The organism is Micrococcus sp. EYE_212 (assembly GCF_023147585.1).
Lineage (GTDB): Bacteria > Actinomycetota > Actinomycetes > Actinomycetales > Micrococcaceae > Micrococcus.
On the sequence record NZ_JAHXOZ010000014.1, the window covers coordinates 18520 to 29890 of the forward strand.

The 11371-nt window shown below is 74.4% G+C and carries 12 protein-coding genes and 1 tRNA gene; 5 read left to right on the forward strand and 8 right to left on the reverse strand.

What is annotated here, in order from left to right; translation table 11 throughout:
- The first annotated feature begins 57 nt into the window (after positions 1-57).
- Positions 58-837 (forward strand): phosphate ABC transporter ATP-binding protein PstB, encoded by a 780-nt coding sequence (gene pstB / locus KZX60_RS09520; RefSeq protein WP_248117846.1) that lies wholly within the window; start codon positions 58-60, stop codon positions 835-837.
- Between the two features lie 69 nt (positions 838-906).
- Here pstB and KZX60_RS09525 read toward each other — a convergent pair whose 3' ends face one another.
- The 3 genes from KZX60_RS09525 to KZX60_RS09535 form a co-directional block, all read right to left on the reverse strand.
- A complete protein-coding gene (locus tag KZX60_RS09525) occupies positions 907-1932 on the reverse strand; it encodes an inorganic phosphate transporter (protein ID WP_248117848.1) in 1026 nt (341 codons plus the stop codon).
- Positions 1933-1947: 15 nt separating this feature from the next.
- A complete protein-coding gene (locus KZX60_RS09530; RefSeq protein WP_248117850.1) occupies positions 1948-2574 on the reverse strand; it encodes a hypothetical protein in 627 nt (208 codons plus the stop codon).
- Positions 2575-2761: 187 nt separating this feature from the next.
- Positions 2762-3436 carry a hypothetical protein gene (locus tag KZX60_RS09535; RefSeq protein ID WP_248117852.1) on the reverse strand — a complete coding sequence of 225 codons (675 nt, stop codon included), beginning with the start codon at positions 3434-3436 and terminating at the stop codon, positions 2762-2764.
- Positions 3437-3573: 137 nt separating this feature from the next.
- Here KZX60_RS09535 and KZX60_RS09540 point away from each other — a divergent pair.
- Positions 3574-3646 (forward strand) — tRNA-Lys (locus KZX60_RS09540).
- Positions 3647-3749: 103 nt separating this feature from the next.
- On the opposite strand, the gene KZX60_RS09545 is transcribed toward KZX60_RS09540, so the two are convergent.
- The 4 genes from KZX60_RS09545 to KZX60_RS09560 all read right to left on the reverse strand — a co-directional run bounded on the left by KZX60_RS09545 (position 3750) and on the right by KZX60_RS09560 (position 7054).
- Positions 3750-4208, reverse strand: coding sequence for an acyltransferase (locus tag KZX60_RS09545; RefSeq protein WP_248117854.1), 459 nt, complete (start codon positions 4206-4208; stop codon positions 3750-3752).
- Positions 4209-4240: 32 nt separating this feature from the next.
- Positions 4241-4669, reverse strand: coding sequence for a hypothetical protein (locus KZX60_RS09550; RefSeq protein WP_248117856.1), 429 nt, complete (start codon positions 4667-4669; stop codon positions 4241-4243).
- A 94-nt stretch (positions 4670-4763) separates the two neighbouring features.
- Positions 4764-6122, reverse strand: coding sequence for a D-arabinono-1,4-lactone oxidase (locus tag KZX60_RS09555; protein WP_248117858.1), 1359 nt, complete (start codon positions 6120-6122; stop codon positions 4764-4766).
- Entirely contained in the window at positions 6119-7054 is a 936-nt protein-coding gene (locus tag KZX60_RS09560) for an amino acid deaminase/aldolase (RefSeq protein ID WP_248117860.1), read from the reverse strand. Before KZX60_RS09560 ends, KZX60_RS09555 begins: the two co-directional genes overlap by 4 nt.
- Positions 7055-7237: 183 nt before the next feature.
- Between KZX60_RS09560 and KZX60_RS09565 the strand changes: the two genes are divergently transcribed.
- Positions 7238-7963, forward strand: coding sequence for an alpha/beta hydrolase (locus KZX60_RS09565; RefSeq protein WP_248117862.1), 726 nt, complete (start codon positions 7238-7240; stop codon positions 7961-7963).
- 33 nt (positions 7964-7996) lie between these two features.
- Positions 7997-8863, forward strand: a complete 867-nt coding sequence (locus KZX60_RS09570) for a hypothetical protein (protein WP_248117864.1) — start codon at positions 7997-7999, stop codon at positions 8861-8863.
- 75 nt (positions 8864-8938) lie between these two features.
- Here KZX60_RS09570 and KZX60_RS09575 read toward each other — a convergent pair whose 3' ends face one another.
- Positions 8939-10216: a DUF445 domain-containing protein gene (locus KZX60_RS09575; protein ID WP_248117866.1), complete on the reverse strand. Its 1278-nt coding sequence runs from the start codon at positions 10214-10216 to the stop codon at positions 8939-8941.
- A gap of 135 nt (positions 10217-10351) precedes the next feature.
- On the opposite strand from KZX60_RS09575, the gene KZX60_RS09580 reads away from it, so the two are divergent.
- Positions 10352-11296, forward strand: a complete 945-nt coding sequence (locus tag KZX60_RS09580) for a glycerophosphodiester phosphodiesterase family protein (protein WP_248117868.1) — start codon at positions 10352-10354, stop codon at positions 11294-11296.
- Positions 11297-11371: the final 75 nt, after the last annotated feature.

Sequence of the window (11371 nt, forward strand, 5' to 3'; positions counted from 1 at the left end):
AACGGCCCACCCAGACCTCCGCTCCCCAGCGATCCTCGTAAAGGAAGACCAGCTCTCATGTCCAAGCGCATCCAGGCCAAAGACGTCGACGTCTACTACGGCAAGTTCAAGGCGGTGGAGGAGGTCAACATCGACATCGCCCCCCGCACGGTGACGGCGTTCATCGGTCCCTCCGGCTGCGGCAAGACCACGTTCCTGCGCGCCATCAACCGCATGCACGAGGTGCTCCCCGGCGCCTACGTCGAGGGCGAGCTGCTCCTCGACGGCGAGAACGTGTACGGCTCCGGCGTGGACCCCGTGTCCATCCGCTCGCAGATCGGGATGGTGTTCCAGCGCCCGAACCCGTTCCCCACGATGTCCATCCGCGACAACGTGCTGGCCGGCTACAAGCTCAACGGCACCAAGCTCAACCGCGCCGACTCGGACGCCATCGTGGAGAAGTCCCTGCGCGGCGCCAACCTCTGGAACGAGGTGAAGGACCGCCTGGACAAGCCGGGCTCGGGCCTCTCCGGCGGCCAGCAGCAGCGCCTGTGCATCGCCCGCTCCGTGGCCGTGTCCCCGGACGTGATCCTCATGGACGAGCCCTGCTCCGCGCTCGACCCGATCTCCACCCTCGCGGTGGAGGACCTCATCAACGAGATGAAGGAGCAGTACACGGTCATCATCGTCACGCACAACATGCAGCAGGCCGCTCGCGTGGCGGACAAGACCGCGTTCTTCAACATCCAGGGCATCGGCAAGCCCGGCAAGCTGATCGAGTACGACGACACGAACCTCATCTTCAACAGCCCCTCGAACCAGCAGACCGAGGACTACGTCTCCGGCCGCTTCGGCTGAGTCGCTCCCGCTGCGTCGCGACCCCGCCTGGGCCACCCGGGCGGGGTCTCGTCGTCTCCGTGTGCGGTCTCAGACCAGCAGGAGGAGTGCCAGGCCGAGAAGCAGGGCCGCGCCGAGGCAGGCCAGCGGCGTGAGCAGCCACCACGCGACCACGCGCAGCACCTGGGGCCAGCGCACGGACGCGTAGGTCTGCGTCTGCCCGGCGCCGACGATGCCGGCGGTGAGGGTGTGGGTGGAGGACAGCGGCAGGTGGAGGACGAGGGAGCCCACGAAGAGCAGGCCCGCGGGCACGGCGGCCGCCACGGCCGCGCGCAGCGGGTCCAGGGCCACGAGGCGCTCCGTGAGGGTCCAGGCGATCCGCCATGCCCCGCCCAGCGTCCCCATGGCCATCGCGAGGGCGAAGACCGCGGCGCTCAGCCCGAACACCCAGGACGCCGTGGGGGCGCCCGGCGGCACGCCTGCGCCCATGAAGAAGATGGCCCAGAGCAGCCCCAGGCGCTGCCCGCCCTGCACGCCGTGGCCCACCGCCGTCGCGCCCCCGGAGACGGCGAGGGCGATCCGGGCGCGGTGCTGCACGTTCACCGTGGAGCCCGTGGTGCCGAGCCGCACGAGCGGCGGGGTGAGGACGCGGGCGAGCCCCCACGCCAGGAGGGGTGAGAGGAGCAGACCCACGGCGACCTCCCATCCCACCCGGTCCATGACCACCAGCTCGAGCTCGTGCCCCAGCTCGAGGTGGGAGGCGAGGTGGGCCCCGGCCAGCGCGGCGAGCAGGGCATGGGTGGTGGAGCCGGGAATGCGCCGCCACCACATCAGCAGTCCCCACGCGACCGCCACGAGGACAGCCGTGGCCACGGTGATGTGCCCCACCACCCCGGACATCACGTGGGGGGTGAAGAAGGAGACGCTGAGGGTGATCAGGCCCATGCCCAGCACCACGCCGATCCCGTTCAGCAGGGCGGCCATGACGAGGGCCAGGCGCGGCGTCAGGGCGCGGAATCGCACGGGCAGGGCCACGGAGTTGGGTGCGTCGCGGAAGCCCATGACCACGCCGAAGAGGCAGAGGAGGGCGAAGACGATGCCGAGACCCGCCGTCATCGGGCCGCTCCCGCCTCAGGACTCACGGACGAGCACCACGCCGAGGTCGGTGTTGACGCGGGCAAGGGCCTCCAGGGCGGACTGCAGCGCCCAGGCCACCTCGCGCTGGCGGTGGAAGTCGCGCTGCAGGAGGTCGCGGCCGAGGTCGGCGAGCCAGCTGACCATGATCCGGTCGGTGCGACGGGAGGCGCGCAGCAGCTGCATCCACGTGTCCTCGAGGGCATCCAGGTCGCGCAGCTCGCCCGTGGCGCGCCGCAGCAGGTCCGAGTGGCGCCCCACGGTCTCCAGGACGTCCAGGGCGTGGGGCGGCAGCTCGTCGAGGCCGGCGCGCTGGATGAGCAGGCCGGCGCCCACCACGCGCTGGATCGCCGTGTGCACGCCGCCGGCGAGCAGGTACAGGTCCTGGCGGGGGAGCGGCGTCACGTACGCGCTGCGCAGGGCGGTGAGGAAGGCCATGAGCGAGGCGGAGGAGGACGCGTCGAGTTCCATGAGGTCCCGCTCCATGCGGTCCAGCTCCTCGCCCTTCGCCCCCGGCACCTGGGCCACGGTCTGCACGGCCTTGCCGAGCGCGAGGGTGAGGTCCGCCATGTGGCGCAGGGCGGGGGTGTCCCGGGTCGTGAGCCAGGGCAGGCGGGGGGACATCGGGCACCGTGCTTTCTGCGCGCGGGAGCGGCGGTCCGGCGGTGTGGCGGGCGGCGCGGCCGCCGGGATCGGAGGTCGGGGGAGGTGTCACGACGACGCCGGACCGGGAACGCCTCTCGGCGGAAGGCCGCTCGTGGCGGCTATGTGTTGGAGCCCGGGGTTACCAGCGGCCCGACGCCGTCGCCTCCTAGTCTAACGAGCCGTCGCGCCAGCCTCGAGCGGCCGCCTCCAGGGCATCGGCGGTGGACACCAGGCGGGCGGCACGCGCCGTGAGCCGCGCCGCGTGCGCGGGGTCCGCCGCCTCGGCGGCCTCCGCGTGGTTGACCTGCCCCAGAGCCGCCACCCGCGCGTAGGCGGCCGCCCGCTCGAACGCCACATCCAGATCGGAGCGGTAGGCCCCCGTGAGGATGGTGTCGGTGAGGCGCCGCAGCTCCTCCGGCCCGGGCGGCTCCACGGCGCCGGCCACGGCGCGCGCGGCGTGGGCCCCGTGCCCGGCGCGGTACCAGGCCGCCCAGCGCTCGCCGTCGCGGGCCGTGGCCTCCTGGAGCGCGTAGAGGCGCCACAGGGCCCCGGCCAGGGAGACGGCGGGCGCGTCCGACCAGAGCTCGGCGAGGGTCTCCACGCCCAGCTCGCGCACGAGCCCCACGAGGCGGGCGACGACGGCGGGGTCCTCCTCCGCCCGCCCGCCCGTCACGAGGGCGTGGGCCAGGCGCGAGGCCGCGGCGGCCACCTCCTGCGGCTCCTCGCCCCCGGCGAAGTGCGCGAGCTCGTCGGGCCGGGACACGCGGGGGCGATGGTGCCGCGTGAGGCCGGAGGCGCTCGAGCTGGCGCCGCGTCCGGCAGGGGAGCGGTGATGGGGCATGGGTGTGCTGCTCCTTCCGGGGCAGACGGCGGCGGGACGCACGCCACGGTAGACCCGCGAGGCCTCGGCTACCATGGCAGGGCACCCGCGAGGGTCGCCGACGCCGGCCGAGTGCCGCCCAGGGGACGAGCGGGTGAGGGCCTCTAGCTCAGCTGGCAGAGCATCGGACTTTTAATCCGCCGGTCGCGGGTTCGATCCCCGCGGGGCCCACCGGACGCGCAGTCCCGCCTCGCTTCGCCCGGGGTGGTCACGGCACGCCGTCTCGCCGTCACGGGACGCGGCGTGCCGTGACCCCTCAGGGCAGCGGAGCCCGTCAGCCCAGGTCGCGGATGCGCTGGGCGGGGATGCCCGCGTACACGCCATTCGGCTCGGTGCTCTTGGTGACCACGGCGCCCGCGGCCACCACACAGCCGGGGGCCACGTCCACGCCGGGCAGGATCGTGCAGCCCGCGCCGAGCCAGCAGCCGTCGCCGATGGTCACGGGCGTCATGCTGAACTTCCCCGCCCGCTGGCGGGCCGGCCCGAGCTCGTGCGAGGCCGTGACGATCCGCACGCCCGGCGCGATGGCCACGTGCTCGCCGACGGTCGTCCCGTTGTCGATCTCCACGCGGCGGTTGACGAACGTGTAGGCGCCGATGACCGCGCCCTTCTCGATCCATGCGCCGGCCTTCACCCAGGCCGTGGGGTGGATGTCCGCGCCGGTGGCGCGGCTGCGGACGCGGTTGGAGGCGGTGCGGACACGAGCGACGAGCGTGGGGGGCAGGCGCTTCATGCCGTCAGTCTAGGGGTGCGGGCCCCCGCGGATCACGGCGTGGACAGGCTCCAGGACCGTGTGCCCGACGGGGTGGGGGAGCCCGCCGTCTCGGTGGGGAACGGGTCGAACGTGGCCGGGCCGGAGGTGGCGGAGGCCGAGGAGGAGGCCGGGGAGCCCGACGCCGGGGAGCCCGACGTCGGTGCCGCGGACCCGGCACCCGATGTCGGTGCCGCGGACCCGGAGCCCGGCTGGGCGGTGGGCGTGGCGCTCGGCGTCGGCGTGGCGGTGAACGGGTTCGGCGGACCGCTCTGCGAGCGGGGCGACGGGTCCGGCGGGGTGTTCGGCGGGACGGTGCTGATGCCGCCGGCGAACACGCCGAGCACGGACAGGAGGAACAGCGCGAGGCCGATCAGGCCGAGGCAGCCGAGGCAGCCGCAGCCGCTGCGGCGTCCTCGACCTCCGGAGATGATGATGGCCACGGGGCGTCCTCCATGCTGGTGCGTCGCGCGTGCGGGTGGGCGTGCGGGGCGAGTCTACGGGGCCCGGCGCGTCCGCGGAGGGTCCGGGCCCTCCTCACGCCCCCAGCACGCGCTCCAGGTAGGGGTTGGCGAACACGCGTCCCGGGTCCACGGCGTCGCGCTGGGCGGTGAAGTCCGCGAACCGCGGGTAAGCGCGGGCGGCCCACTCCGCGTCCCGGTCGTGCTCTTTGCCCCAGTGGGGGCGCCCGCCCAGGGAGACGAAGAGCTCCTCCGCCGCCGCGAAGTACGCGGTGGGGTCCTCCCGGTGGTAGCAGTGCACCGCGAGGTACGCAGACTCGCGCCCGTGCGCGGTGGAGAGCCAGACGTCGTCGGCGGCCACGGTGCGGACCTCCACGGGGAAGGAGACGGCGTCCCCGGCCGCGGCCCGCTCGGCCGCGATGCGCCGCAGGCCCGCGAAGGCCTCCTCGAACCGCTCGAGCGGCACCGCGTACTCCATCTCGCGGAACCGCACGGCGCGCTCGGCCACGAACACCCGGTAGGAGACGTCCGTGTAGGTGCGCTGATCCACGCCGCGCGCGGACACCTGGTTCAGCAGGGGCACGAGACGGGGAGCGCGCGCCCCGAGGCGGCACATCCCCCCGAAGACCCCGTGGGAGAGGAACTCCTCCATCACCGCGGTGCGCACGGGGTCCACAGGGTCGATCCCTGCCGTGAGCGGCAGCCGGGTGTTCTCCTTGGTGAGCGCGAGGTCCGTGCCGGGGAACCAGGAGAACTCCAGGTGGTCCGCGGCGCGGGAGCGCTCCACGAAGGACTCGACGACGGCGTCCAGCGGCTCGCTGCGCTCCCGGGCGTGCAGGAGGAACGCCGGGACCGTCCGCAGCTCCACCTCCGTGATGATGCCCAGGGCGCCGAGGCCCACCCGGGCGGCCTGGAACAGGTCGGGCTCGTGGTCGGCGTCGGCCCAGCGGACGGCACCGTCGGCCGTCACGAGGCGCAGTCCCGTGACCATGCCCCCGTAGCCCGTGAAGCCCAGCCCCGTCCCGTGGGTCGCGGTGCTCAAGGCCCCGCCCACGCTCTGCCGGTCGATGTCGCCCATGTTGGCCAGGGCCAGCCCGTGCGCACCCAGCAGGGGGCCGAGCTGGTGCAGCGGCGTGCCGGCGAGCACGCGCACCCGCCCGCCCTCCCGATCCACGGCGCTCAGCCCGGACAGCGCGGAGAGGTCCAGCTGGACGCCGTCGGTGGCGGCGATGGGGGAGAAGGAGTGCCCCGCCCCGATCGGCTTGACTCGCAGGCCCGCCTGCGCGGCGGCGCCCACGACGTCGGCCAGCTCCGGCACGGACTCCGGGCGCGCCTCGCGCGCGGGGCTCCAGGCGTGGCCGCCGGACCACGTGCGGCGGGCGGGGAGGCCCGGGCGCCCCGAGCGGGGGCGGCGGAGGGCGAGGGGGCGCGTCATGAGAACATCCTGCCCTCGCCCCGGTACGTGGGCCAGAGGTCCACGATGGCGTCCTCGCCCCGAGAGTACACCGCGACGGCGTGCAGGTGCTCGGCGGGCTCCCCGGCCTTGGCATGGCGGAAGAACACGGGGTCGCCGAGGCGCAGGCCCGCGGCGGCGCGTCCGCGCAGGGGCGTCTGCACCTCGCCGGCGCCCTCCTGGCTGGAGTAGGAGAGCCCGGCCGGCCACGCGACCGTGGGGGAGCGGTCCGCGCCGGGCACGCCCGAGGCGATCCAGCCGCCGCCGGCCACCGTGACCACATCGGCCGCGGGGCGTCGCACCACGGGGCGCGTGAAGAAGCTCGCCGGCCGCAGCCCGAGGCCGCGGAACCCGTCGAAGCTGGCCGGCCCCATGAGCCCGGAGCCCGCCCCGATCTCCGTGACCGCACCCTCGGCCACCGTGGACTCCACGGAGCCGGTGCCGCCGCCGTTGACGAAGTCCAGGTCCGCGCCCGCGGCACGGGCCGCCGCGCGCACGGCCGCCACGATGGCCGGTCGGCGGGACGAGAGGTCCCGGATGGAGCGGGACTTGACCAGGCGGATCGCGGCGGCGCGCGGGCCGCTCCCCTCGGGCACGCCGGCCACCTGTCCCTCGTACGCCAGGAGGCCGGAGAGGCGCAGCCCCGGGGTGCGCGTGATCCGCTCGGCGAGCGCGCGCGCCTGCTCCGGGGTGCGCACGGCCGAGCGCCGGGCCCCCACGCGCAGGCGGCGCAGCGGCTGCCACGCGGTGAGCGCCGCCTCGTCCGTGGTGGGGTAGGCGACCAGGACGTCCGTCCGCCCGGACTCGACCCACCACAGGGCCTCCGTGAGCGAGTACGCCATGATCCCCGTGAAGCCGGGCTGGTCGAGCGCCTCGGTGATCGCGCGGCGGATGCGCACGGACTTGGTGGCCACGCGGACGGGCACGGCGCCTGCGCGGGCGTGCAGAGCGGCGGCGTTGGCCCGGAAGGCGTCGAGGTCCAGGAGGCCCAGGGGTCGGGAGCGCTCGTCCGCCGGCAGGGCGGCGAGCGCGGCGGCGTAGCGCTCGAACGGGGGCGCCGGCGGCGGGGAGACGGGCTTCCCACCTAGGATGGAACTATGGCCTCCGCCTCCACGCCAGACATCGAGACGCTCAGCTCAGGAAATGCCGTGGCGTGGTCCCGTCCGGCGGGCGAGCGCTCCGGCACGGACCTCGTCCTCGTGCTGCACGGCTACGGCTCCAACGAGCGCCGGGCCGCCCGCACCTTCTTCCCCATGCTCCCGGAGCGCTGCACCGGCCTGGCCGTGCGCGGCGGCTTCGAGATCGACGCGTCCGCCACGGAGGGCGAGGGAGACCCGGGCGCGCACGGCTGGTTCCTGCTGGACCTGCTGCTGCAGTCCGACTTCGCCCAGGTGCTCGCCGCCGCCCACCGCGTCTTCGACGTCCTCGGCTCGCCCGAGGTGGCCGACGCGGGCTTCCGCTCCGTCTCCGTGCTCGGCTTCTCCCAGGGCATGGCCATGGCGACGACGGTCATCCGGCTGCGCCCCGAGGCCTTCACGTGCGGGGTGGGCCTCAGTGGCTTCGCCGTGGACAACGAGCTGCTGGCGATGCTCGACTCGCCCGTCGAAGGCCCCGGCCCCCGCCCCTTCTTCTGGGGCCGGGACGTCGAGGACCCCGTGATCAACCCGGACGCCGTTGCGCACACCCGCGGGTGGGCCGAGGCGCACACCCTGCTCACTGTGCGCTCCTACCCCGGCATGCTGCACGCCACCCACCCGGACGAGGTGCGGGACGTGCGGATCTTCCTCGATTACACCCTCGCCGCCGCGCCGCCGGGATCCTGACGCACACCGTGCGCAGCCACTACGGTGGTCCGCATGGCAAAGAACTCGACGATCGGCCGCTTCGCGTCGGACAAGGCGACGAACCTGGCCCTCAAGTCCGCGCTCGACGAGGACGGCAACCCCACTGAGGCGTTCGAGAAGGTGGTCTTCAAGACGCTGGACATCCAGCGTCCGCTGGTGCTGAAGAACATCCAGCGTCTCCGGGAGAAGCACCCCGGCGACACCCCGGACCAGCTCGCGGAGCGCCTGAGCGAGCAGTACCTCAACGCCGTGACCGGCGCTGGCGCCGCCGTCGGCGGCACCGCGATCATCCCGGGCGTCGGCACCGTGGCCGCGCTGGGCCTGTCGGCCGCCGCCGTCGTGGGCTTCCTCGAGGCCACCGCGCTCTACGGGCAGTCCCTCGCCGAGCTGCACGGCATCAGCACCGCGGACCCCCAGCGCTCCCGGGCCGTCGTGATGACGCTCATGCTCGGCGACGACGCCAAGGAGCTGCTGCGCGAGGCCGCCGGCAAGGCCGGGGCGAAGCAGGACTCCATGGCGGGCCTGAACGCCCTGATGGGAACCTCGAGCGCGGCCGGTGGCGCCGGGGTGGGCGCGATGATGATGGACCAGCTCAAGCGGCGCTTCTTCAAGCGCCTCCTCGTGCGTCAGGGCGCGGGCATGATCGGCCGTGCCGTGCCGTTCGGCATCGGAGCCGTGATCGGCGGCGTGGGCAACCGCGCCATGGGCAAGGCCGTGGTGGAGAACGCGCGTCAGCTCTTCGGCCCGCTGCCCGCCGTGATCCCCGGCGAGCTGCGCGGCGAGTCCGTGCAGGCGGAGAAGGACGACGACGGCGGCTTCCTCGGCGGCCTGCTGCGCGCCCTTCCGGGCGGCAAGGACAAGGACTCGACGAGGTCCTGACGTCCTCTCCTGCCGGCCCGCGGCGGCGACGCTCCCCCACGCGGGGTGCGTCGCCGTCGTCGTGGGCGGGGGCGATCAGAACAGCAGTGTGGCCAGCGTGTGGATGGCCAGGCCGGCGAGCGCACCGACCACGGAGCCGTTGATGCGGATGAACTGCAGGTCCCGGCCCACGAGGAGCTCGAGGGTGCGGGAGGTCTGCTCGCCGTCCCACCGCTCCACGGTCTCCTCGATCACGCCGGTCAGCTGCGGGCCGTAGGAGCTGAGCGCGTAGGCGGCGGCGCGCTGCGCGTAGCCGTCCACGCGCTCGCGCACCTCGGCGTCGTCCTGGAGGCGCCCGCCGAGGTCCTGCAGGGCGGCCACGAGGGCGCGGTGCAGGTCGGAGGCGGGGTCGGCGAGGGCGTCCAGCAGGGAGTCGCGCAGGGTGGTCCAGGCGCGGGAGGCCCAGCCGCGCAGGCGCTCGTCCGCGAAGAGGCTCGCCTTGAAGCGCTCCACGGAGGCGCGCGTGTCCGGGTCCTCGCGCATGTCACGGACGAGGCGGTCCAGCCAGTCATCCACCGAGCGGCGGGCCTCGTGGTCCGGGTCGGAGCGGATGCCGGCGAGGTACTTCAGGGTCTCGGCGTGGAGGCGCTCCGCCAGGAGGCGGTCCACCATGTCCGGGCTCCACTCGGGGGAGCGGCGGCGCACCGTCTCGATGAACATCTCCGGGTGGGCGGCCACCCAGTCGCCCGTGTGGTTCACCACGAGCTCGACCACCTTGTCGTGGTGCCGGCCGGCCAGCACGGAGTCCAGCACGCCGGCGAGCGTGGGGGACCAGTCCGGCTCCACCATGTGCTTCTGCATCAGCTGCTGCAGCAGGCGCTGCACGGCCTCATCGTCGGTGGCGGCCATGGTGTGCCGTGCCGCCGTCGCGACCTCCCCGGCCACGCGCCGGGCGTTCGCGTCCTGGCGCAGCCAGCCGCCGGCCGCGTGCGCGACCTGCAGCCCGGCCACCTTCTCCCGCGCGACGTCCGAGTCCAGGAAGTTCTCCTGCACGAACTCGCGCAGCGCCGCCCCGAGCTGGTCCTTCTTCCGAGGGATCAGGGCGGTGTGGGGCACGGGGATGCCGGCGGGGTGGCGGAACAGCGCGGTGACGGCAAACCAGTCGGCGAGCGCGCCCACCATGCCGCCCTCCGCCGCGGCGCGCACGAAGCCCCACGCGGGATGGACCTCCTGGAGTGGGAACGCGATGACGAACACGACGGCCAGCGCCACGAGCAGGCCGGTGGCCACCGACTTCATGCGGCGCAGCCCGGCGGCGCGCTCGAGGGAGGCGGCGCTGAGGACTTGCTGGTCCGAGGCGGCGGAGAGGGACACGTGCGGCTCCTGGAGCGGGCGGAACGGAGGACCGGGCGGAGAGGACGCCGGGGTGAACCGAATGGTCCCCTCCAGTTAACCAGCCCGCCGCCTGGCGTCAGGGCTCCGGGCACCCGCCGCTCCTACGCTCTGGGCGTGCTCCCCCTCGTGATCGCCCACCGCGGTGCGTCCGCCGCCTTCCCCGAACACACCCGCGCCGCCATGCTGCACGCCCTCGCCGTGGGCGCGGACGGCCTGGAGTGCGACGTGCAGCTCACGAAGGACCGCGAGGTCGTCTGCTGGCACGACCCCACCGTGGACCGCACCTCGAACGGCTCCGGCGCGCTCGCGGACCACACCCTGGAGCGGCTGCGCGGCCTCGACGTCACCTCGTGGCACGCGACGCGCGGGCCTCGCGCGGGCGACGGGGCGCGGCCGGGAGCGCAGGCGGGCCAGATCCCCCCGGTGTACGGCGCGCCGGAGGACCAGGTGCTCACCCTGCGGGAGCTCTTCGAGATCGCGACGGCGGCGGACCGTCCGCTGCGCCTCGCGGTGGAGCTCAAGCACCCCTCGCCGTACGGCCACGAGCTCGAGGAGCGCGTGCTGCGCGAGCTGCTCACCTCTGGCTGGGACCCGGAGACGGGCCTGCTCGGGCAGGTGAGCGTCTCCCTCATGAGCTTCCACCCCGGAGCGCTGCAGTACGTGGCGCCGCTGACGGGCCCGGACGCGCTGTGCCCGCTCGTGGACGTGATGCCGGCCGAGATCCCCTCCCGCATCGCCCGCGGTCCGCTCTCCCGGGCCGCCGTGCGCGCCACGGTGCGCCAGACCCTCGCGGACTCCGAGGCCATGGTGTGGCGCGGCCGGGCGAGCCTTGCCGGCCCGTCCGTGGAGTACGTGCGCACCCACCTCGCTGACGTGAAGGCGTGGCTCGCGGCCGGGCGCCGGCTGCGCGTGTGGACCGTGGACGCGCGCGCGGACGTCGAATTCCTCCTGGCCCAGGGTGTGCAGGAGCTGACCACCAACCGGCCGGAGGACGTGCTGCGCTGGGCGGCCGACGCCGTCGCCGAGCGGCGGAGTCGGCGGGACCGCGCGGGGGTCTGAGGCCGCCGGCGTCCCGGAGATGACGGGACGCCGTGTCGATGCCGCATCCGTCTGTGATCAGGGTTACACTCCCGA